This window comes from Streptomyces sp. NPDC001508 (genome assembly GCF_040298665.1).
Classification (GTDB): Bacteria; Actinomycetota; Actinomycetes; order Streptomycetales; family Streptomycetaceae; genus Streptomyces.
In genome coordinates this window covers 30384-52224 of sequence record NZ_JBEPAP010000068.1, presented here as the reverse complement: position 1 = coordinate 52224, position 21841 = coordinate 30384, and the positions used below count along the sequence as shown (strand labels likewise).

The window sequence follows — 21841 nt, the reverse complement described above, 5'->3', positions numbered from 1 at the left end:
CCCAGTACGCGGACGACCCTCCGCCTTGCGATGCACCGCACCAGACGCCGCGGGCCCCGCCCTCCGGGCGGACGACGCTACTTTCGAAACACGCCTAGCCCGCGTAGGGGTCCCGCACCTGGCCCGGCCGGGCCGGGAACTCGAAGTCACAGCCGGTGTCGGCCTGGGCGATCTGCTCGCCGCAGAGCGCGCCGTAGCCGCGCTCGTCCCGCATACGCCCCCGCACCACCACCCAGCCCCGGTCCGACGCTCCCTCGTGGCACAGGCGCTCGCTCAGCGCCCGGCAAGCCCCTCCCGCACCACCACCACGTCACCGTCCGACGCCAACCCGGCGTGGCACAGGCGCTCGCTCAGCGCCCCGTGAGGGCCTCCCGTACCGCCGGCAGGTCGTCGTCCGACGCCAAACCCGCGTGGTACAGGCGTAGTTCGGTGGCGCCTGCCGCGCGGGCGCGGGTCGTGTCCGCCGCCAGGGTGGCGGGGCTGCCGCCCATGCCGGAGACCACGGTGAAGTCGGCCGCGAGCACGGCGCCCGCGCGCCGCTGGTCCGCGAAGGGCGCGAGCGGCCCCGGGCCGCCGGCGCAGGGCACCACGACCCCGTCCGCGACGGTGCCGAGCCGGGCGAGCCGCGCGGGCGCCTCCGGGTCGCCGTTGACGTCCCAGGGGTAGACGAACGCCGAGGTCTTCACGTGCCCTCCCCCAGCAGCGCGTACCCGCGCTCGATGACCTGGGCGAGCTGTGTGACGTGGTCCTCGCTCGGCTCGTGCAGCGGGGGCCGGACCTCTCCGACGTCGAGGCCGCGCAGCCGCACGCCCGCCTTGACGAGGGCGACGGCGTAGCCGCGGCCCTGGGCGCGCAGTTCCACGAAGGGGCGGTAGAAGCCGTCCAGGAGCCGGTGCGCGGTGGTCTCGTCGCCGTCGCGCAGCGCCCGGTGGAAGGCGAGGGCGATCTCGGGTGCGAAGCAGAAGACGGCCGAGGAACAGAGGGTGATGCCGAGGGCGCGGTAGGCGAGCTGGGTCTGCTCGGCGGTCGGCAGGCCGTTGAAGTACAGGAAGTCGCCGGTGGTCTCGGTGCGTACGGCGCTGACGATGCGCTGCATCAGGTCCAGGTCGCCGAGGCCGTCCTTGAGACCGATGATGCCTTCCGTGCGGGCGAGTTCGGCCACTGTGGGCGGGGTGAACACCGCGTTGTCGCGCTGGTAGACGATCACGGGCAGGTCGGTGGCGGCGGCGACCTGCCGGTAGTGCCGCAGCAGTCCCTCCTGGCCGGCGACGACGAGGTACGGCGGCATGGCGAGCAGCCCGTCGGCCCCGGCGTCGCGGGCGAGCCGCGCGTAGCGTGCGGCGAGCGCGGTGCCGTAGCCGGCGCCCGCGACCACCGGTACCCGTCCGCCGGCCGCTTCGACGGCGGCGCGTACGCAGGACTCGAACTCCTCGGGCAGCAGCGCGTGGAACTCCCCGGTGCCGCAGCAGGCGAACACGGCGGCGGCCCCGGCCTGCACGCCCCGGCGCACGTGCGCGCGGTAGACGTCGAGGTCCACGGAGCCGTCGGCGCCGTACGGGGTGACGGGGAAGAACAGCGGCCCGCTGGGGTTGCGGAGTCGAGCGGCGAGAGGGACTGGCGTCACGGGCACTCCCTGGAAGTGCATGTTTGTGATCGGCATCTATGTTTCTGAACGCTGCACGCTACGGGCCGCATTGGGGAGCGGTCAAGCGGGCAAACCGCGACGCGAGAGCGGATTTGCCCACTCCGCGCCCCACTTGACGAGCCGACCGGCGCTCCCTAGCGTGTCCACGAATGTGAATGCTGGCTATGAATACGGCTGTTGAGTCAGGTTGACCCAAGGAGACCGAGGATGCCCGCTCCCCGTACCGTTCTGCTCACCGGCGCCGCCGGCGGGCTCGGCACCCTGATGCGGGAGCTGCTCCCGGAATACGGCTACGAGCTGCGGCTGTTCGATGTGCGCCCGATCGAGGGCGAGCCGGACGCCATCACCGCGGACCTCTCGGACACCGAGGCGCTGCGCGGGGCCGTGCGGGGCGTCGACGCGATCATCCATCTCGCGGGCATCTCCCTGGAATCGACCTTCGAGAAGGTCCTGAAGGCGAACATCGAGGGCACCTACCACCTGTACGAGGCGGCCCGCGAGGCGGGCGTGCCCCGGATCGTGTTCGCCTCCTCCAACCACGCGGTCGGCTTCACGCCCGCCCCGCGCGGCGACGACCCGCTGATCCCGGTCGGCATCCCGCGCCGCCCCGACACCTTCTACGGCCTGTCCAAGTGCTTCGGCGAGGACCTCGCACAGCTCTACTGGGACAAGTACGGGCAGGAGACCGTCTCCATCCGCATCGGCTCCTGCTTCCCCGAGCCGACCAGCGTGCGGATGCTCTCGGTGTGGATGAGCCCGGCCGACGGGGCCCGGCTGCTGCACGCGGCCCTGACCGCCGAGCACGTCGGGCACACCGTGGTGCACGGCTCGTCCGCGAACACGCGCCTGTGGTGGGACCTGACGTCCGCGCGTGGGCTCGGCTACGCGCCGCAGGACGACTCGGAGCCGTACGCCGCCCAGCTGATCGCCGAGCAGGGCGAGCTGGATCCGGACGATCCGGCCCACACGCACCTCGGCGGACACTTCGTGAACGCCCCGCCGATCTGGCCGCACTGACGGCGTCCGAGACGACCACCGTCAGCAGGCGGGCGACAACAGACCGACGGCGGCGGACCGGCCGGCAGCAGACCGGCCGACGACAGCAGACCGGCGGCAGACCGGCCGGCAGCAGACCACCGGCGGCAGACCGACGACAGCAGACCGACGACAGCAGGCGAGCGGAAACGGTTTACGGGCGGCGGGCGGCGGGCGGCGGGCGGCGGAAAGGCAACGTTCACGTGGGCGGGCGGGCACCGATCGGGCCCGCCCGCCCGCGTATTCGGGCGGGCGCCCTGCCCGTTCTCACCCTCGCCCGCGCAGCCGCGCAGGTCCGAGGCGGGCACTCCGCCCGGCGATCGGGCACACACGGGCAGCATCGGGCCCGCAACAGACCTGGTCGGCGCCGCACACCCGCTGTACAACTTCCCCCATGGGTCGCACCGGGCCCGAACGGGCACACCTCGGCGTGGAGGCAGGTGAAGCGATGAGCGCCAGGACGGCTGAAGAGCGCCAGCGGGCGATCGTACGGGCCGCGCGGGCCGCCGGCTCGGTCGACGTCACCGTGCTCGCCACCGAGCTGGGCGTGGCCAAGGAGACCATCCGGCGCGATCTGCGCGCCCTGGAGGACCACGGTCTGGTGCGCCGCACCCATGGGGGCGCCTACCCCGTGGAGAGCGCCGGGTTCGAGACGACGCTCGCCTTCCGTGCCACCAGCCATGTGCCCGAGAAGCGCCGGATCGCCGCCGCGGCGGCCGAACTGCTCGGGGACGCGGAGACGGTGTTCGTCGACGAGGGGTTCACCCCGCAGCTCATCGCCGAGTCGCTGCCCGTGGACCGGCCGCTGACCGTGGTCACCGCCTCCCTGCCGGTCGCCGGCGCACTGGCCGAGGCCGAGAACGTCTCGGTGCTGCTGCTCGGCGGCCGGGTCCGGCCCGGCACGCTGGCGACCGTCGACCACTGGACCACGAAAATGCTCAGCGGATTCGTGGTCGACCTCGCTTTCATCGGCGCCAACGGCATCTCCCGCGAGCACGGTCTGACCACCCCCGACCCGGCGGTCAGCGAGGTCAAGACGCAAGCCGTCCGGGCCGCGCGGCGCACCGTCTTCGCGGGCACGCACACCAAGTTCGGCGCGGTCAGCTTCTGCCGGTTCGCCGATGTCGGCGCGCTGGAGGCGATCGTGACGAGCACCCTGCTCCCGGCGACCGAGGCCCACCGGTACTCGCTGCTGGGGCCACAGGTCATCCGGGTCTGAACGACATATGTCCGGCGTCACCCAGGGATTCCGCGCACACAGCGGTGCCCCTCGCATCTCCCTGTCTTCTTTGGTCCCCACATCTTCCAGGAGCGATCCATGCGCACCCAGAGCCGACGGAGGCCGCGAGCCACGCTCGCCATGGCCGCCGCAGGGACGCTGCTCGCCCCGCTGCTCTCCGGCTGCTGGGTCGGCGCGGGCGGGTCCGGTTCCGGCGGCGACTCCCTCAACGTGCTGATGGTCAACAACCCCCAGATGACCGAGTTGCAGAAGCTCACCGTCGCGCACTTCACCAAGGAGACCGGCATCAAGGTGAACTTCACGGTGCTGCCCGAGAACGACGTCCGCGACAAGATCAGCCAGGACTTCGCCAACCAGGCCGGCCAGTACGACGTGGCGACCCTGAGCAACTACGAGATCCCCATCTACGCCCGCAACGGCTGGCTGCACGCGATGGACTCCTATGTCGCCAAGGACCCGGCCTACGACGAGCAGGACGTCCTCAAGCCGATGCGCCAGTCCCTGACCGGCGACGACGGCAAGCTCTACGGTCAGCCCTTCTACGGCGAGTCGTCCTTCCTCATGTACCGCAAGGACGTGTTCGCCGAGAAGGGCCTGACGATGCCCGCACACCCGACCTGGACCCAGGTGGCCGACCTCGCCGCCAAGGCCGACGGCGCCCGGCCCGGCATGAAGGGCATCTGTCTGCGCGGCCTGCCCGGCTGGGGCGAGCTGATGGCGCCGCTCACCACCGTGGTGAACACCTTCGGCGGCACCTGGTTCGACAAGGACTGGAAGGCACACCTCGACTCCCCCGAGTTCGTGAAGGCGACGAAGTTCTATGTCGACCTGGTGCGCGAGCACGGCGAGTCCGGCGCCGCCCAGTCCGGATTCGCCGAGTGCCTCAACAACATGACCCAGGGCAAGGTCGCCATGTGGTACGACGCCACCTCCGCGGCCGGTCTCCTGGAGGCGGACAAGTCCCCGGTCAAGGACAAGCTCGGTTACGCCCCCGCCCCGGTGGAGAAGACTGGTTCCTCCGGCTGGCTCTACACCTGGGCCTGGGGCATCCAGCACGCCTCCCGCAACCCCGACAAGGCCTGGAAGTTCGTCTCCTGGGCGTCCGGCAAGGGGTACGAGCAGCTGGTCGGCGACACCATCGGCTGGTCCGACGTGCCGGCCGGCAAGCGCGCCTCGACCTACACCAACCCCGCCTACCGGCAGGAGGCCGCCGCCTTCCAGGACATGACGAAGGACGCCATCGAGAGCGCCCGGCCGAACGACCCCGGTCTGCAGCCGCGTCCCGCACCCGGCATCCAGTTCGTCGGCATCCCCGAGTTCACCGACCTCGGCACCAAGGTCTCCCAGGAGATCAGCGCGGCCATCGCCGGACGCCAGTCCGTGGACGCGGCCCTCAAGAAGTCCCAGCAACTCGCCGAGAAGATCGCCAAGGAGTACGAGGGACGATGACCGCCACGACGACAGCACCGATGCCAGCGACACCCGTACGCGCCGCTGCGCCGCCGCCCGCCCGGCTGCGCGCCTGGGCGAGTCGGGCCCCGCTGCTGGCCGCCCTGATCTTCATGATCGCGGTGACCCAGCTGCCCTTCGTGGCCACGCTGGTGATCTCCTTCTTCGACTGGAACGCCCTCTATCCCAAGGCCCGCCGCTTCACCGGCGTCGACAACTACCGGCAGGTGCTCACCGACACCGATCTGCGCCACTCGGTGTGGACGACCGTGCTGCTCACGGTGGCGGTGGTGCTGGCCAGTCTGGTGCTCGGACTGGCGCTCGCACTGCTCCTGGACCGGCGCTTCCGCGGCCAGGGTGTGGTCCGCACCCTGCTGATCGCACCGTTCCTCGTCGTGCCCGTGGCCGCCGCCCTGCTCTGGAAACATGTGCTCTACAACCCTGAGTACGGCCTTTTCAACGGGTTGCTGCACTATGTGGGCGGGCCCCAGCCCGACTGGATCTCCGACACCCCGCTGCTCGCCGTCGAGGCGGCCCTGGTCTGGCAGTGGACGCCGTTCATGATGCTGATCCTGCTCGCCGGGCTGCAGAGCCGCGATCAGCAGCAGATCGAGGCCGCTCGGGTGGACGGGGCGAGCGACTGGCAGATCTTCCGCCATCTGACCCTGCCCCATCTGCGCCGCTATCTCGAACTCGGCGCCCTGCTGGGCTCGATCTACATCGTCCAGAACTTCGACGCGGTCTTCACGATCACGTCCGGCGGCCTGGGTACCGCGAACCTGCCCTACACCGTCTACCAGAGCTTCTACCAGGCCCACGAGAACGGCCTCGCCTCGGCCGCGGGCGTCCTGGTGGTCATCGGCTCGATCATCATCGCGACCTTCGCGCTGCGCGTGGTGTCGTCACTGTTCCGCGAGGAGGTGTCCCGCGCATGAGCGCCGCAGTCGTTCCCGCCCGCCGCCGCAGGGGCGTCGGCCTTGGCCTGGTGGCCTGGCTCGCCGGCATCCTGTTCTTCCTGCCCATCGCCTGGATGGCGCTGACGTCCTTCCACTCCGAACAGGACGCGGCGGCCAACCCGCCGTCGTTCACCGCCGCCCTGACCCTGGACGGCTACCGCGAGTTCTTCGGCACCGGCGGCGGGGCCCACCCGTGGCCCGCGCTGATCAACTCGACGGTGGCGTCGGTGGTCTCGACGCTGTGCGTCCTGCTGCTGGCGCTCCCGGCGGCCTACGCGCTGTCGATCCGCCCGGTGAAGAAGTGGACGGACGTCCTGTTCTTCTTCCTGTCGACGAAGATGCTGCCGGCCGTGGCGGGCCTGCTGCCGATCTATCTGTTCGCGAAGAACGCCGGGATGCTCGACAACATCTGGCTCCTGGTCATCCTCTACACGGCCATGAACCTGCCGATCGCGGTGTGGATGATGCAGTCGTTCCTCGCCGAGGTCCCGGTGGCGGTGATCGAGGCCGCCCGGGTGGACGGCGCCCGGCTGCCCACGGTGCTCGGCCGGATCGTGGCCCCCATCGCCCTGCCCGGTATCGCCGCGACGGCGCTGATCTGCTTCATCTTCAGCTGGAACGAGCTGCTGTTCGCCCGGGTCCTCACGGGCGTGGTCGCCGAGACCGCCCCCGTCTTCCTGACCGGCTTCATCACCAGCCAGGGCCTGTTCCTGGCGAAGGTGTGCGCCGCGTCGCTCGTCATCTCCCTGCCGGTGCTCGCCGCGGGGTTCGCCGCCCAGGACAAGCTGGTCCAGGGCCTGTCGTTGGGAGCCGTGAAATGAAGGCCGCCGTCATCGAGTCCCTGGGCCACGCCGTCGTCACCGAGGTCCCCGACCCGACGCCAGGACCTCGCGAGGTCGTCGTCGAGGTGGCGGCCTGCGGGCTGTGCGGCACCGATCTGCACATCCTCCAGGGCGAGTTCGCGCCCAAGCTGCCGATCGTGCCCGGCCATGAGTTCGCCGGCCAGGTGGTCGGCATGGGCGCCCAGGTCACCGAGGTCGCCGTCGGCGACCGGGTGGCGGTCGACCCGTCGCTGTACTGCTACGAGTGCCGCTACTGCCGCAGCGGCCACAACAACCTCTGCGAGCGCTGGGCCGCGATCGGTGTGACCACCGCGGGCGGCGCGGCCCAGTACGCGGTGGCGCCGGTGGCGAACTGCGTGAAGCTGCCCGAGCAGGTGCGCACCCAGGACGCGGCCCTGATCGAGCCGCTGTCCTGCGCGGTACGCGGCTACGACATCCTGCGGTTGCGGCTCGCCGCCCATGTGCTGATCTACGGCTCCGGGACCATGGGTCTGATGATGCTGGAGCTGGCCAAGCGGACGGGCGCGGCGAGCGTGGACGTGGTCGACCTCAACCCGGCCCGGCTGGAGACGGCCCGCCTGCTCGGCGTCTCGGCGTCCGCGGCGAGCGCGGACGAACTGGATCGGCCGCAGGGCTGGGACGTCGTGATCGACGCGACGGGGAACGCGGCGGCGATCCAGGACGGCCTGGACCGGGTGGCCAAGGCGGGCACGTTCCTGCAGTTCGGGGTCGCCGACTACGCGACCCGCGTGACCATCGACCCGTACCGCGTCTACAACCAGGAGATCACCATCACCGGCTCGATGGCGGTGCTGCACAGCTATGAGCGGGCGGCGGAACTGTTCGCGAACGGCGTGCTCGACCCGGAGATCTTCATCAGCGACCGCGTCCCCCTGGACCGCTACCCGGAGGCACTGAACCAGTTCGCAGCAGGCGTGGGCCGCAAAATCGTGGTGGTGCCATAACGCATCCCGCCAAGATTCCCCCGCGCCGAAGGGGCAGCGCCCCGAAGGGCAAAGGCAAAGGGGCGCGGGGAACTGCGCAACCAGCCCCCACGCCGCCGCAGCCGACCAACGACCCCTCACGGCCCATCCAGCGGAGCGGTGCCGTATCGACATGCGGCTCCGCCGCGCGGGCGCGACCAGCCCCCACAGAGCCGCAGACGAACAACGACCCACCACGGCCCACCCAGCGGAGCACCAAGGTAAGGGAACGGTAAAGCACCCTCGATCGTTACTCCTGGCATGACAGCTATGACCCCCGGCTCGAACATCCCTCTCGCCGCCGCCCGTGTGACGGTGGACGTCGCCGCCCCGGTGCGGCTCGACGTATCGGGCCTGCTGCTCACCGCCGACGGCAAGGTGCGCTCCGACGACGACTTCATCTTCTACAACCAGCCCACCGGCCCGGGCGTGACCTACCGCTCGGGCGCAGGCGCGGCACCCGACGCGATCATCGTCGACACCGGCGCCGTACCGCCCGGCATCGAGAAGATCGTCGTGACCGCGAGCCCGGACGCCGCGGGCCAGACCTTCCAGGGCGTCGAACCGACGGCGACGATCCGCAACGCCGACGACAACGCCGTACTGGCGACCTTCACACCCCCGCAGCTCGGCACCGAGACCGCGCTGGTGATCGTCGAGGTCTATCGGCGCAACGGCCAGTGGAAGGCCCGCGCCGTCGGTCAGGGCTACGCCGACGGACTCGCCGGCATCGCCACCGACTTCGGCGTCACCGTGGAGGAACCGGCACCCGCACCGGCCGCCCAGCCCGTGGCACCGCCGCCGCCCGCCGCCCAGCCGGCCGCGCCCCCGATGCCCGCCGCGCCCCCGGCGCCCCCCGCCCCCGCGCCCGGCACCGGGAAGATCAACCTGGACAAGGGCCGGGTCAGCCTCCAGAAGAACCAGACCGTCTCCCTCGTCAAGGGCGGCCGTCCGCTGCTGTCCCGGGTGCAGATGGGACTCGGCTGGGAACCCGCGTTCCGCGGCAAGGACATCGACCTGGACGCCTCGGTCATCGCCTACGGCCCGCAGCGCAACCACATCGACAGCTGCTACTTCGGCAAGCTGACCATCCTGAACGGCGCGATCAAGCACTCCGGCGACAACCTCACCGGCGAGGGCGGCGGTGACGACGAGGTGATCGTCGTCGATCTCGGCCGGATCCCGCAGGAGGTCTCCGGCCTGGTCTTCACCGTGAACTCCTTCTCGGGCCAGAAGTTCACCGAGGTCGCCAAGGCCTACTGCCGCCTCGTGGACACCGCGACCGGCGAGGAACTGGTCCGCTTCGACCTGACCGGCGCCGAACCGCAGACGGGCGTGATGATGGCCAAGCTCATCCGCCAGTTCTCCGGCGAGTGGGAGATGACCGCGATCGGCGACTTCGTCAAGGCCCGCACGGTCCGCAACATGGTCAAGCCGGCCGGCCAGGCCCTGTAGCGAGCCAAGGGCTGACCCGCCATACCCGGGTCAGCCCTTGATCGTTGAGGGTGGGTCGATCAGCTACCGCTTCTGGCGCTTCCAGGGGCCGGTGATGGCGAGCATGATGCCGGGTTCCTGGATGTTGGCGAACAGGGTCCGGCCGTCGGGTGAGAAGGTGACGCCGGTGAACTCGCTGTACTCCGGCTCCTCGGCGGTGCCGATGTTCAGCTCGTTGCGGGCGATCGGGTAGGTGCGACCGCTGTCGGTGGCGCCGAACAGGTGCTGGATCCCGTCGCCGTCCTCGGCGATGACGAGACCGCCGTACGGGGAGACGGTGATGTTGTCGGGGCCGTCGAAGGCGCCCTCGGCGGAAGGGTCGGGGTTGACGCCGAGCAGAACCTTCAGGGTGAGTGTGCGGCGCTTCGGGTCGTAGAACCAGACCTGGCCGTCGTGCTGGACGGGGCTCTCCGCGCGGGCGTAGGAGGAGACGACGTAGGCTCCGCCGTCGCCCCACCACATGCCCTCCAGCTTGCGGGCGCGGGTGACCTGGCCGGTGGTGAACTGCTTGCGGACGGAGGTGGTGCGCGCGTCGCGGTCGGGGACATCGACCCAGTCGACGCCGTAGACCGTGCCGATCCGCGTGGCGCGGGACAGGTCGTCGACGAACGTGCCCCCGGAGTCGAAGCACTTGAACGCCTGCAGGCGGCCCGCGTCGGCGGCGAGGGTGCGCAGCCTGCCCCGGCCGTGGTGGAAGCCCTCCGGCGGGGTCCAGCGGTAGAAGAGTCCGTTCGGGGCGTCCGCGTCCTCCGTCAGGTAGAGGTGGCCGCGCTTGGGGTCCACGACGACGGCCTCGTGCGCGTACCGGCCCAGCGCCTTGATCGGCTGCGGGTCGCGGTTGGCGCGGCGGTCGGCCGGGTCCACCTCGAAGACATAGCCGTGGTCCTTGGTCATGCCGTTCTGGCCGGCCTTGTCCTCGGTCTCCTCGCAGGTGAGCCAGGTGCCCCACGGCGTGCTGCCGCCCGCGCAGTTGGTGGAGGTGCCGGCGATGCCGACCCACTCGGCGACATGGTCGCGGCGGACCTCGACGACCGTGCAGCCGCCCGAGGCGGCCGGGTCGTAGACCAGGCCCTCGGTGAGCGGGACGGGGTGCTCCCACTTGGTGCGCGGGCCCTTGAGTTCATGGTTGTTGACGAGGAGGGTCGCGCCGCGCGGGCCGTCGAAGGTGGCGGTGCCGTCGTGGTTGGAGGGCGTGAACTCGCCGGACTCCAGCTTGGTCCTGCCGCTGTGGGTGATGACCCGGTAGGTGAAGCCGACGGGCAGGGCCAGGATGCCGTTCGGGTCGGGGACGAGCGGTCCGTAGCCGGCCCCGGGGTGTCCGGCGGCCTCGGCCTCCCCCGCGCTCTCGGTGTCCGTGGAGGCCAGGGCGTTGGGGGCGGTGGCGAGGGCACCGACGCTGCCCGCCAGCGCGACACCGGCGCCGGTGATCGCGGATGTCCTGGCGAAGTCCCTGCGAGTGAGCGACATGCTGTCTCCTGTAGCGGGTGGGAAATGCCGTGGAGGGTGGCGGATCGCACTGCGCGCAACACTGCCGCCTCCCCCTGAACCGGGGTTGAACACCTGGCGACTTCAGGATCCCCGCTTCCGTGAACCCGTACGCGCACCGCGGCGACCGCCGAAGCACCGATCCGGTGTCTGGCGACGGGAAAGGGCGCGAAGGGGCTGGGCCCCGGGTTTCGGGTGCGCGGGCGTGTCGTGGCCCGCATGTCGCACACCCGCATGTCGCACATCGGAACCCGGGCCGCCCACGCGCCCCTCCGGGGGACCCCAGAACCCCGAGGCCAGGACGTGCCCCGGCGTCGGACGGGCAGGCGCCGTGATGCGGCTCGGGTCCAAGACGGTGCCCCGGCCTCGGACAGGGCAGACGCCTCGATGCGGCTCGGGTCCAAGACGGTGCCCCGGCCTCGGACAGGGCAGACGCCTCGATGCGGCTCGGGTCCAAGACGGTGCCCCGGCGTCGGATGGGGCAGGCGCCGTGATGCGGCTCGGGTCCAAGACGGTGCCCCGGCCTCGGACGGGGCACGTGCCTCGATATGACTCGGGTCCAGGGTGGTGACCCGGCGTCGTGAGGAGTCAGGTGGCCTGTGAGCGGGCCTTGAAGGCCGCTTTGCGGGCCTCCTTGGCGATCTTCTTGTCCGGGTGCAGCCGGCCCATCGCCTCCAACACGTCCGCGGTCGCCGGGTGCTCCACCCGCCACGCCGCCGCGAAGAACCCGCTGTGCTGGGCCGCAAGCCCCTCCACCAGGCCATGCAACTCCTCGGAGTTGCCCTCGGCGGCGAGCTGCGCGGCCACCGTGTCGATGGTGAGCCAGAACACCAGCTCCTGCGACGGCGCCGGCACACCGGGGATGCCCCGCTCGCTCAGCCACACCCGGGCAAGCCCGCCCAGTTCGGCGTCGTCAAGGACCTCCCGCAGCGCCGGCTCGGCTTCCGTGCCGACCAGGGACAGCGCCTGCTGGCAGCGCAGCCTGCGCAGCGGCGCCCCGGCATCGCCGCCCCGCGCCGCGGCCAGCAACTCCCGTGCCGCGGCGAGGGGTTCACGGCGGGCCAGCCACTGCTCGGTCTCGGCCCGGGCCGCCGCCTGCGGAAAACGGGACGTGCCGTCGAGCAGGACGTCCGCGCCCTTGTCCACGAGTTCGCCGACCGCGGGCGCCGCGAACCCGGCCTCCAGCAGCCGCGCCCGTAGCCCGTACAGACCGAGCGGGGTGAGCCGCACCAGGCCGTAGCGAGAGACGTCGGTGTCGTCCTCCGGCGCGGCCGGCTCGTCGTCGCCCTCGGCCATGAGCGCCTCGTCGACGGGCTGGTACTCCACGATGCCGATCGGTTCCAGCACCCGGAACTGGTCGTCCAGGCGCATCATCGCGTCGGACACCTGCTCCAGCACGTCATTGCTGGGTTCACCCATGTCAGGGGGCACGATCACCGAGGCGGCGAGCGCGGGCAGCGGCACCGTGCCGTCGCCGGGACCGTCCTCGCCGACGGTCAGCAGGTACAGATTGCCGAGGACACCGTCGAGGAAGTCGGCCTCGGCCTCCGGGTCCCAGTCGAGTGACGAGAAATCGACCTCGCCGTCGCCGTCCGTCGCGTCCATGAGGCCGTCCAGATCGGGCACGGTCGCGTCGGCGACGACGGCCTCCAGGGCGGCGAGCCACACCGTGAGCACGTCGTGCGGCGAGCCGGAGGTGAGCAGGGCCAGCTCCTCCCCCGCCGCGACGGTCCCGGCCTCCTCGTCGACGATGTCGACAAGGCCGGTGTCCACGGCGACCCGCCAGGCCTCGCTCGCCCAGGCCGCGGCGTCGTCGCCGGCCAGCCCCAGCAGCTCGACCGCGGCGGGCAGCTGTTCCTCGATCAGGCTGCCCCCGGCGTCCACTCTGGTGTCGGGCCCGGCCCAGCGGGCGAGCCTAACGGCCCGGGAGAGCGACGGCGTGGACAGCGCGGCGCGCGCCAGCTCCGCTTCGGAGTGCAGCCGCACCGGCGGCAGGGGGGAGCTGTCTGACATCGGCTGGTTCTCCTCGCGGCCGTGATGGGACTCAGCGGTTCAGCCTAGACGGATTTCCACCTATGCCGCCCGGTTCCTCTCCTCACCGGAATACGCACCTGGCCGAAACCCTGACGTCCCCCTCGACCGAGCCGGAGGTTGACGCGCGTAGCGGAAGCCGGTGACAGCTCGGACGACGACCGCCCACTCGGCCCGAGGCGCCGGCGGTCGCGCACGTCCCGCTATGTGACGGCGTGCGACGGCGTGCGACGGCGCCGTGGGCGGACCCGCCGGACAGCGGCGGTTCCGCCCACGGCGCCGTTCGCTCAGGACTGTCCGAACACCCCGTCCAGCCAGCCCTGCCACACGGCCTCGTTCGCCTTGGCGTCGGCGTCCGGAGCGAAGTCGTGCACGGAGATGCCGACCGGCGCGCCCCAGTGGTTGCGCCCGAAGAAGCGGATCAGAGCGTGGTCGGTGCGCAGTCCGATGAAGTACGGGTTGCGGAAGTCGAGGACGACGTCGAGAGGCCGCCCCTGCGGGCCGTGCACCTGGAGGCGGGCTCCCCGAGCGGTGTCGTCGCCGAGGCCGAGGGCCCGGCCGACGGCGGTGAAGGCGTCGGCGGCCTTGGACGCCTCGGGCCCGTCGAATGTGACGAACGCCACCGGACGGGGCGCGAAGTGGACCAAGTACTCACGCAGGGTGTGCAGATAGAACTCGGTGTGCTTGCTCGCGCCGTCGTACTGGTTGTCCCAGTCGTCGACGAAGATGCCGCTGTGCACGTACCGCACCCAGGCGCGGCGGCCCTCGTCGCGCGGCTCGATGGTGTAGTCGAGCTGGTTGAGGGTCTGCTCGGAGATGCCCTCGACGTTCTCGACACGGTTCGTGTAGCGGTGCGGCGGGTCCCAGGCGGTGACGGCGGACCCGAAGGGACCCCGGCCGCCCACCCGCGGCTCCGGCGGCTCCATCGGCCACAGGTAGCCCCCGGTGCCGGTGGTCACGGCCTGCCACACCTCCTCCGGGGTGGCGTCGACCTCAAACTCGCTGACGATCTCGAATTCCTTGGACATGGCGGGGCTCCTGATTACTGCGGGTCCGGTTCCGGGGCGGACCGCTCCCGGATCGAGGCGTCACCCCGGACCGGGCCACGGCCCTGGGCGCTGATCTGATCGTCGACCGCGGGCTGCCCACCCACCGGGGACTGCCCACCAACCGGCGGTTGGCCCCCCACCCGAGGTTGGCCACCCACATCGGGCTGCTCACCCACCGAGGGCTGCCCACCACCCGGGGACCGGCCACCCACCGGCGGCCGCCCACCCACGGGGGGCTGCCCACCAACCGGCGGTTGGCCACCCACCGGGGACCGGCCACCCACCGAGGGCTGTCCATCGACCTGTGGCCGGCCACCCGGGGACCCGCCCTTGACCGTCGGATGCAGGGCCACGACGATCCGGTGGCCCCGTCCACTCTCGGCGTCGGGAGCGTCGTACTTGCGGATGAGGGCACTCACGCCCGCCGTCAGCTCCTGGACGAAGGCCGCACGGTCGGCGGCAGAGGCGAAGCGGACCTCGCCGTCCAGGGCGTACGTCGCCAGCCGCTTGCGGGCCTTCGCCGCGCCGGTGATCAGCGTGCCGACGTCCCGCACGAGCCGGGCGCCGAGCGCGAGCAGCCAGCGCGCGGACAGCCGGTCCTGGAAGCGATCCGGGTCGGGCTGTACGGCGGCCAGCGCGAGCGGGCTGATCACGTACGACGCCGCGGTCGCGCGCATCAGCCGCTCGGTGACGTTGCCCTTGCGGCGCTCGCCGGCCAGCTCGACCAGGCCGTGCCGCTCCAGCGTCTTGAGGTGGTAGTTCACCTTCTGCCGGGGCAGTCCGACCCGGCCGGCCAGCATGGCGGCCGACGCGGGCGCGGAGGCCAGCTCGGCGAGCAGCCGGGCCCTCGTCGGGTCCAGCGACACGGCGGCGGCCTCGGGGTCCTCGATCACGGTGACGTCCAGCATGCGCCCACCCTCTCACCGAAAACTTTCCTTGTCCAGGCGACTGGAGCTTTCGGTGAGGAGGGCGCCGGGCACGTGGCGCCGGCGGGTCAGCCCTCAGTGCCCCCTTCGGCACCGCGGTCGCCGAGGCGGGCCAACTGGGTCTGGAACCAGTCGAGCCGGGCCTGCAACAGGGCGGCCTCGGCGACGAGTTCGGGCACGCCGAACCGTTCGGCCGCGCCGGCCACGTCGAGCGCGCCGCCCACGCCCGCGCCGCCCGGCCCGCCGGACGACGGCCGACCGCCGGTCGCCGACACCCGCAGCCCGTCGCCGGCCAGCCCGGCGAATCCGGCGAACGAGACCGACGTACGGGCGCGCACGCAGTCCGCACAGGCGGGCGCCAGGGCACGCCGGCCGGGGCGGCCCAGCCGGCGTCGGCCAGCGCGGCGGCGCGGGCACCGCAGGCGCACGGGCCGACGGCCACCGCACGCACCCGCTGCCGGGCGTAGCGGAAGCCGCGTTCGAAGCGGATGTAGGCGCCGAGGACGGAGACCTCCAGGAGGACCGCCGCCCGGTGCTCCGCGGTGCACAGCAACGCCTCGGCGGCCGTACGGTCGTGCACGCAGTGGAAACCGCAGTCGCACAGCCGCGCGGGCGGGCGGTGCCGCCGGCCGTAGACGCAGGAGGCGTCGTCGAGGACCCCGTACGGCAGCGCGCCGCCCAGTGACACCCCGGTGAAGCCGGCCCGGGTGCCGTCCTGGGACAGCATGGGGTGGGCGATCTTGTATCCGGTCGGCGGCTCCGTCGGGCGTTCCGCGGGAAGCCGCAGCCTCATCGGGCGGCCGGCACCTCTTCGGGCGCGGGCGTCCGCGGTTCGACGGCGCGCGCGGCGGTCTCCTCGGGGCGTTCAGGTGCTTCGTCGTGGTCGAGCGGCTGTTCCTGCGCGATTCCGGTGGCCAGTGCCTTGCCGAGCTTCATGGCTGCCTCCCATGACTGCCGTAGGTGACCGTTCCGCCCATGGTGACCCACACCGGCCGAGTCGGACACAGGGCAGCGTCACCGCAGCCGCCCACCGGGCAGCAACGCTTATCGATACCTCGTAGAAGAATTAAGTGGAGCTACACCATCGTCCTGCCGAGACTGTAGCCATGACGAACCCGGATCGCCCCGCTCCGCCCTTCGGCCGCGCCCTGTGCGCCATGGTCACGCCCTTCACGCCGACAGGCGCCCTCGATCGCGACGGCGCCGGGCTGCTGGCCGAGCGGCTGGTCACGGAGGGCTGCGACGGACTGGTGCTGGGCGGCACGACGGGCGAGTCGCCGACCCTCACCGACGCCGAGAAGGCGGAGCTGGTACGGGCCGTCCGAGAGGCCGTCGGCCCGCGGGCGACGATCGTCGCGGCCGTCGGCACCTTCGACACCCGGCACACCGTCGAACTGGCCCGCGCCGCCGAGAAGGCCGGCGCCGACGGCACGCTGGTCGTGACGCCCTACTACTCCAGGCCCCCGCAGGACGCGCTGGAGGCCCACTTCCGGGAGGTCGCGGACGCGAGCGGACTGCCCGTCATGCTGTACGACATCCCCGGCCGCACCGGCACCCGCATCGAGCCCGAGACGATGATCCGGCTCGCGGACCACCCGCGCATCGTGGCCGTCAAGGACTGCTCCTACGACTTCCTCGGCACCCAGAAGGTACTGGCACGCACGGAACTGGCGTACTACACGGGCTGCGACGAGCACATCCTCGCCCTGTACGCGGTGGGCGCGGCGGGCTGTGTCAGCACGGTGGCGAACGTCGTACCACGCGAAGTCGCCGACATCCTGGCGGCGTTCGACGCGGGCGAGACGGCACGCGCGGCCCGGATCCAGCGACGGGCCACGCCCTTGATCGAGGCGACGACGGCGGCGGGCCTGCCCGGCACGGTCACCACCAAGGCCCTCCTGAACGCACTCGGCCACCCCGCGGGCCCTGTACGCCCCCCACTCCGCCCGGCCACCCCCGAAACCACAACCCAACTCCTCGCCCGCCACACAGAGTTCACAACAACCTGAGCAGCCCCCGTACCGCGGGAGGACGCAGCGCAGCGAGATCTCCTCCGCCCGGAACTCAACCACGGGTCAGTCCCTGGCACCCGTGCGCAGTCAACCGTCAGCAGTTGTCAGCCCTGTACGGGGAGGTTCGGGTGGGTGGCCAGGAAGATCATGTAGGCGATCGCCGCGGTGGCTCCCAGGAGGGACAGCACGCCACCCACTACGGCTCGTGACCTGCTCGCCCGACCGGTCCGTGATGCCCGGTACTCGACGAAGGCCCGCACAAGGCCGCCGATGGCCGCGGGCAGGACGACGTAGCAGACGAGTATCCAGAACGGGCAACAGAACCAGCACGCCAGGGACGCACCGCCGAACCAGAGGGCGAGCGCCGCTTTCTGGGGTCTGTCATCCAGCGCGCCAACAGAACTCATGAGCTGATCCAAACAGAACACGCGGCGGAGCTTCGCAGCGGAGCCCGGCATGAACGCCGCTTCCAGGCCGAGACCTATGTACCGGTGTCTCCACGGATCCTCGTCCGCTGCGGTCCGTCGAACTCCCCCTGTCCGCCGGGCCGGAAAAAGCGCCCTTCCAGGCCGTACGGGGCCATGGAAGGGCGCTCAGATGGTGGTCAGTTGTGGGTGTGGAGGATCTCGTTCAGGCCGTCCCAGACCGCGTTGTTCGGCCGGGCCTCCACGGCGCCGGTGACCGAGTTGCGGCGGAAGAGGATGTTGGAGGCACCGGACAGCTCGCGGGCCTTGACGATCTGGCCGTCGGGCATGGTCACGCGGGTGCCCGCGGTGACGTACAGGCCGGCCTCCACGACGCACTCGTCGCCGAGCGCGATGCCGACGCCCGCCTCGGCACCGATCAGGCAGCGCTCGCCGATGGAGATGATCACGTTGCCGCCGCCGGACAGCGTCCCCATGGTGGAGGCGCCGCCGCCGATGTCGGAGCCGTCGCCGACGACGACGCCCGCGGAGATGCGGCCCTCGACCATGGAGGTGCCCAGGGTGCCGGCGTTGAAGTTCACGAAGCCCTCGTGCATGACCGTGGTGCCCTCGGCGAGGTGGGCGCCGAGGCGTACGCGGTCGGCGTCGGCGATGCGGACGCCCTTCGGCGCGACGTAGTCCGTCATGCGCGGGAACTTGTCGACCGAGGTCACCTGGAGGTGCAGGCCCTCGGCGCGGGCGTTGAGCCGCACCTTGTCGATGTCGTCGACGGCGACCGGGCCGAGCGAGGTCCAGGCGACGTTGGCGAGGAAGCCGAAAATGCCGTCCAGGCTCTGCCCGTGCGGCTTGACCAGACGGTGCGAGAGCAGGTGCAGGCGCAGATAGACGTCGTGCGCGTCGATCGGCTTCTCGTCGAGGGAGGAGATGACCGTGCGCACCGCCACCACTTCGACGTTCCGGCGGGGATCGGGGCCGACGGCGCGCACTGCGCCCTCGCCGAGCAGCCGCTCGGCCTGCTCGGCCGACAGCGACTCGGTGCCGGACGGACCGGGCTCGGCGACCAGTTCGGGCGCCGGGAACCAGGTGTCGAGAACGGTGCCGTCGGCGGCGACGGTGGCGAGCCCGGCGGCCACGGCGCCGGTGGTACGAGGAGCAGTCGTGTCGGTCATGAGGGCAACCTAACGTGGGCGGGCCCGCACGGGCGAACCGGCGGAGAAGCATCTCAGCTGCCGGTCGGCGAACCACCCCAGGCACCGTCCGCGAAGCACCCCAGGCACCCGTCCGCGAACCGCGTCCGTCCGGCACCGGACTCGCGGCCGGGCCCAGCCAGGCCCGGACCGGCCCGGACCGGCCCGGGCTCTCAGGGGATCAGCCGTGCCAGTGCCTCCCGCGCGTACTCCTCGTCGTACTCGCCTCCGGTCAGCAGTACCTGGAGGCAGATGCCGTCCATCAGGGCGAGCAGGGCCCGGGCGGTCACCGGGTCGGTCCGGTTGGCCAGCCGCCGTACCGTCTCCTCGGTCCACTCCGCGGCCACGGGCCGCAGCGCGGGGCGGCGCAGGGCCGCCAGATACAGCTCGTACTCCAGCTCGACGCCCGTGCGCTCGCCGCCCAGCCACTCCCCCAGCACCCGTGCGAGCCCGGCCGCCAGGTCGCCCTCGGTGTCGTCCGGTACGCCGCTGCCGACCAGCACCTCGGCGAATCCCTCGTTGGCCTGCCGCAGGGCCGCGACCAGCAGTTCGTCGAGGGTGGCGAAGTGGTACGTCGTGGAGCCGAGCGGAACGTCCGCCTCGGCCGCGACGGTCCGGTGGCTCAGCCCGGCGATGCCCTTCTCACCGACGACCCGGATCGCCGCGTCGATGATCCGCTGCCGCCGGTCCGGGTCGTGCCGCCGGGCCCTCAGTGCGCGCCGCCCAGGTTCAGGACCACGACGCCGCCGATGATCAGCAGAAGCCCGGTGATCTTCGTCGCGTTCAGCCCCTCTCCGAACAGCAGCAGGCCGAGCACCGCGATGGTCGCGGTGCCGACCCCGGACCAGATCGCGTACGCCGTGCCGATCGACAGGCTCTTCAGCGTCCGGGCGAGCAGGACGAAGGAGACGAGATAGCCGACAGCGGTCAGCAGCGCGGGCCCCGGCCTGCTGAGGCCGTCGCTGTACTTCATCGCGGTCGTGGCGGCCACCTCGGCCGCGATGGCTCCGGAGAGCAGCAGATACCCCATGTGTACGAGCGTACATAGCGGTTCGCGCCGTCCCTTCACCGGGTCGGAAGATCGCCCAACACCCTTTCGTGGAGCCGAATCTGATATGGAGTCAGCGATTGCCTCCGACTGGTCGGTTGCGGTGGAGCCGGGTCCCGTCGGGCTGCCGTCGGAGGGAGAGAAACCGCTCGCTGAAACGGTCCCCGCCGGCTCTCCGGCTCCACTAGTGTTTCAGCCTCGATCACCTCGCCCCCACATCCCCGGCCGCCGCACAGGGCGCCGCTGGAGGAACAGCGCATGCCAGAAACCACCCCCCGGCCACCGCGGCACCCGTCCTGGGAACGCGGCTGGCCCCCCGACCCGTCCCGGGCACCGGGAACCCGAAGACTCTGGCTGGCCGGCGGGCTGGCCGCGGCCACCGTCGTGGCCTGTCTGACGGCGATATCCGTCGACCGCCCGGCCGCTGACGAGTCGTCCGCCCCGGCGCCGGCCGCGGCGCCCACGGACGCCGGCCCCGGACTGCTCTCCTTCGCCTCGCCCTCGTCCGGTACGACGGCTCGGCCGCACGACGGCAGCGGCCCGACGACGGCAACGCCCACCACCGCCACGCCGCGCACACCGGCGCCCGGCGACAGCGCGCGGGCCACCCCGGCCCCCTCGGCCCGCCCGTCCGGGTCCGGTGCCGCGCACGGTGGCTCGTCCGGTGCCGCGCACGGCGGCTCGTCCGGCACATCGGACGACTCCCCGCTCCTGCGGTCCGTCCGCTCGGTGAACTACCCCGACCGCTACTGGCATGTGAGCCGCGGCCTGGTCCAGCTCGATCCCGTCGGATCGCGCGCGGAGCGCCGCGCCGCCACCTTCCGGCTGGTCGACGGCCTGGCCGACGGATCCTGCTCGTCGTTCGCCACGGCCGACGGCACCTATCTGCGCCACCGCGACTTCGTGCTGCGCGCCGAACGCGACGACGGCTCGGCGCTGTTCCGGGAGGACGCCACCTTCTGCCGGCGCCCCGCGGCCCGCTCCGGCGCGGTCGTACTGGAGTCGGTGAACTACCCGGGCCGCTTTCTGCGGCACCGGAACTTCCGGCTCAGGCTGGACCCGTACCAGGACACGGACCTGTACCGCGCGGACTCGGCGTTCCGTCTGGAGGACGGGCTGAGCTGAGCGGCCGGGCCGCACGAAGCGAACGGCGGCACCCCCTTTGGGTGCCGCCGTTCGCTTCCGCGGAAACCGTGCGGATGGGATCAGGCGTGAGCCGGGCGGGACCTCAGACGTTGAATCCGAGCGCCCGCAACTGCTCGCGGCCGTCGTCCGTGATCTTGTCGGGGCCCCATGGGGGCATCCAGACCCAGTTGATCCGCAGTTCGTTGACGAGGCCGTCCGTGGCGGACTTGGCCTGGTCCTCGATGACGTCCGTCAGCGGACAGGCCGCCGACGTCAGGGTCATGTCGACGGTGGCGATATTGGCCTCGTCGACATGGATGCCGTAGATCAGGCCGAGGTTGACGACGTCGATGCCCAGCTCGGGGTCCACCACGTCCATCAGGGCCTCGCGGAGCTCCTCCTCCGAGGCCGGCTTCGTCTCCACGGTGTCGCTCATGCCGTCTTCCTTTCGGCGTCGGCTCCGCCCAGCGCCTGGGCCGTCGCGTCCTTCCACGCCATCCAGCTCAGGAGGGCGCACTTCACCCGGGCCGGGTACTTGGAGACACCGGCGAACGCGACCGCGTCCTCCAGGACGTCCTCCATGGCCTCGTCGGGCTCGATCCGGCCCTTGGACTGCATCAGCTCCAGAAAGGTCTCCTGGATCTTCTGCGCCTCGGCCAGCTCCTTGCCGACGAGGAGGTCGTTCAGCACGGAGGCCGATGCCTGGCTGATGGAGCAGCCCTGGCCCTCGTACGAGACGTCCTCGATCGTCGTTCCGTCGTACTTCACGCGAAGGGTGATCTCGTCACCGCACGTCGGGTTCACATGGTGCACTTCGGCGTCGCCATCCCGCAGACCACGCCCGTGCGGGTTCTTGTAGTGGTCCAGGATGACTTCCTGGTACATGGAATCCAGCTTCATGCGATCGCT

Annotated in this window: 21 protein-coding genes and 2 pseudogenes; 9 read left to right on the top strand and 14 right to left on the bottom strand. The window is 71.6% G+C overall.

The window, feature by feature from the left end; genetic code table 11:
• Positions 1 to 350: 350 nt before the first annotated feature.
• Both ABT245_RS38285 and ABT245_RS38280 read right to left on the bottom strand, forming a co-directional pair.
• Positions 351 to 686, bottom strand: coding sequence for a hypothetical protein (locus tag ABT245_RS38285; protein ID WP_502982264.1), 336 nt, complete (start codon positions 684 to 686; stop codon positions 351 to 353).
• Positions 683 to 1624: a 5-dehydro-4-deoxyglucarate dehydratase gene (locus ABT245_RS38280; protein WP_351743389.1), complete on the bottom strand. Its 942-nt coding sequence runs from the start codon at positions 1622 to 1624 to the stop codon at positions 683 to 685. Before ABT245_RS38280 ends, ABT245_RS38285 begins: the two co-directional genes overlap by 4 nt.
• A gap of 228 nt (positions 1625 to 1852) precedes the next feature.
• Between ABT245_RS38280 and ABT245_RS38275 the strand changes: the two genes are divergently transcribed.
• The 7 genes from ABT245_RS38275 (at position 1853) to ABT245_RS38245 (ending at position 9605) form a co-directional block, all read left to right on the top strand.
• Positions 1853 to 2662: an NAD-dependent epimerase/dehydratase family protein gene (locus ABT245_RS38275; protein WP_351743386.1), complete on the top strand. Its 810-nt coding sequence runs from the start codon at positions 1853 to 1855 to the stop codon at positions 2660 to 2662.
• A 466-nt stretch (positions 2663 to 3128) separates the two neighbouring features.
• Positions 3129 to 3899: a DeoR/GlpR family DNA-binding transcription regulator gene (locus tag ABT245_RS38270; protein ID WP_351743383.1), complete on the top strand. Its 771-nt coding sequence runs from the start codon at positions 3129 to 3131 to the stop codon at positions 3897 to 3899.
• Between the two features lie 99 nt (positions 3900 to 3998).
• A complete protein-coding gene (locus ABT245_RS38265; protein WP_351743381.1) occupies positions 3999 to 5369 on the top strand; it encodes an ABC transporter substrate-binding protein in 1371 nt (456 codons plus the stop codon).
• On the top strand, positions 5366 to 6304 hold the full coding sequence (locus ABT245_RS38260; protein ID WP_351743378.1) for a carbohydrate ABC transporter permease: 939 nt from the start codon (positions 5366 to 5368) through the stop codon (positions 6302 to 6304). The genes ABT245_RS38265 and ABT245_RS38260 overlap by 4 nt, the downstream gene beginning before the upstream one ends.
• On the top strand, positions 6301 to 7146 hold the full coding sequence (locus tag ABT245_RS38255; protein ID WP_351743375.1) for a carbohydrate ABC transporter permease: 846 nt from the start codon (positions 6301 to 6303) through the stop codon (positions 7144 to 7146). Before ABT245_RS38260 ends, ABT245_RS38255 begins: the two co-directional genes overlap by 4 nt.
• Positions 7143 to 8132 carry a zinc-dependent alcohol dehydrogenase family protein gene (locus ABT245_RS38250; RefSeq protein WP_351743372.1) on the top strand — a complete coding sequence of 330 codons (990 nt, stop codon included), beginning with the start codon at positions 7143 to 7145 and terminating at the stop codon, positions 8130 to 8132. Before ABT245_RS38255 ends, ABT245_RS38250 begins: the two co-directional genes overlap by 4 nt.
• A gap of 288 nt (positions 8133 to 8420) precedes the next feature.
• Positions 8421 to 9605, top strand: a complete 1185-nt coding sequence (locus tag ABT245_RS38245) for a TerD family protein (RefSeq protein WP_351743400.1) — start codon at positions 8421 to 8423, stop codon at positions 9603 to 9605.
• 63 nt (positions 9606 to 9668) lie between these two features.
• Here the strand turns inward: ABT245_RS38245 and ABT245_RS38240 are convergent, their stop codons facing one another.
• The 6 genes and pseudogenes from ABT245_RS38240 to ABT245_RS38215 form a co-directional block, all read right to left on the bottom strand.
• Positions 9669 to 11111, bottom strand: coding sequence for an alkaline phosphatase PhoX (locus ABT245_RS38240; RefSeq protein ID WP_351743369.1), 1443 nt, complete (start codon positions 11109 to 11111; stop codon positions 9669 to 9671).
• A 606-nt stretch (positions 11112 to 11717) separates the two neighbouring features.
• Positions 11718 to 13142 carry a hypothetical protein gene (locus ABT245_RS38235; protein ID WP_351743367.1) on the bottom strand — a complete coding sequence of 475 codons (1425 nt, stop codon included), beginning with the start codon at positions 13140 to 13142 and terminating at the stop codon, positions 11718 to 11720.
• 305 nt (positions 13143 to 13447) lie between these two features.
• Entirely contained in the window at positions 13448 to 14188 is a 741-nt protein-coding gene (locus tag ABT245_RS38230; RefSeq protein WP_351743364.1) for an SRPBCC family protein, read from the bottom strand.
• 350 nt (positions 14189 to 14538) lie between these two features.
• Positions 14539 to 15117, bottom strand: a pseudogene (locus tag ABT245_RS38225) (ArsR/SmtB family transcription factor); the annotation flags it as partial.
• Positions 15118 to 15203: 86 nt separating this feature from the next.
• Positions 15204 to 15928 (bottom strand): annotated as a pseudogene (locus tag ABT245_RS38220) (hypothetical protein).
• Positions 15925 to 16071 (bottom strand): hypothetical protein, encoded by a 147-nt coding sequence (locus ABT245_RS38215; protein ID WP_351743362.1) that lies wholly within the window; start codon positions 16069 to 16071, stop codon positions 15925 to 15927. The pseudogene ABT245_RS38220 and the gene ABT245_RS38215 overlap by 4 nt, the downstream one beginning before the upstream one ends.
• 170 nt (positions 16072 to 16241) lie before the next feature.
• Between ABT245_RS38215 and dapA the strand changes: the two genes are divergently transcribed.
• Positions 16242 to 17144: a 4-hydroxy-tetrahydrodipicolinate synthase gene (dapA, locus tag ABT245_RS38210; protein WP_351743360.1), complete on the top strand. Its 903-nt coding sequence runs from the start codon at positions 16242 to 16244 to the stop codon at positions 17142 to 17144.
• A gap of 107 nt (positions 17145 to 17251) precedes the next feature.
• Here the strand turns inward: dapA and ABT245_RS38205 are convergent, their stop codons facing one another.
• The 4 genes from ABT245_RS38205 to ABT245_RS38190 form a co-directional block, all read right to left on the bottom strand.
• Positions 17252 to 17554, bottom strand: coding sequence for a hypothetical protein (locus ABT245_RS38205; RefSeq protein WP_351743357.1), 303 nt, complete (start codon positions 17552 to 17554; stop codon positions 17252 to 17254).
• Positions 17555 to 17751: 197 nt separating this feature from the next.
• Positions 17752 to 18741, bottom strand: coding sequence for a 2,3,4,5-tetrahydropyridine-2,6-dicarboxylate N-succinyltransferase (gene dapD / locus ABT245_RS38200; protein WP_351743355.1), 990 nt, complete (start codon positions 18739 to 18741; stop codon positions 17752 to 17754).
• A gap of 191 nt (positions 18742 to 18932) precedes the next feature.
• Positions 18933 to 19472 carry a TetR/AcrR family transcriptional regulator gene (locus ABT245_RS38195; protein WP_351743397.1) on the bottom strand — a complete coding sequence of 180 codons (540 nt, stop codon included), beginning with the start codon at positions 19470 to 19472 and terminating at the stop codon, positions 18933 to 18935.
• On the bottom strand, positions 19469 to 19789 hold the full coding sequence (locus ABT245_RS38190; protein WP_351743352.1) for a DMT family transporter: 321 nt from the start codon (positions 19787 to 19789) through the stop codon (positions 19469 to 19471). The genes ABT245_RS38195 and ABT245_RS38190 overlap by 4 nt, the downstream gene beginning before the upstream one ends.
• Before the next feature lie 276 nt (positions 19790 to 20065).
• Here ABT245_RS38190 and ABT245_RS38185 point away from each other — a divergent pair, with 276 nt between their 5' ends.
• The gene (locus tag ABT245_RS38185; protein ID WP_351743349.1) at positions 20066 to 20932 is read left to right on the top strand and encodes an AbfB domain-containing protein; all 867 of its coding nucleotides are present in this window, start codon (positions 20066 to 20068) and stop codon (positions 20930 to 20932) included.
• Between the two features lie 103 nt (positions 20933 to 21035).
• Here ABT245_RS38185 and ABT245_RS38180 read toward each other — a convergent pair whose 3' ends face one another.
• A complete protein-coding gene (locus tag ABT245_RS38180) occupies positions 21036 to 21368 on the bottom strand; it encodes a metal-sulfur cluster assembly factor (RefSeq protein WP_351743346.1) in 333 nt (110 codons plus the stop codon).
• The gene (sufU, locus tag ABT245_RS38175; RefSeq protein ID WP_351743343.1) at positions 21365 to 21832 is read right to left on the bottom strand and encodes a Fe-S cluster assembly sulfur transfer protein SufU; all 468 of its coding nucleotides are present in this window, start codon (positions 21830 to 21832) and stop codon (positions 21365 to 21367) included. Before sufU ends, ABT245_RS38180 begins: the two co-directional genes overlap by 4 nt.
• Positions 21833 to 21841 lie beyond the last annotated feature (9 nt).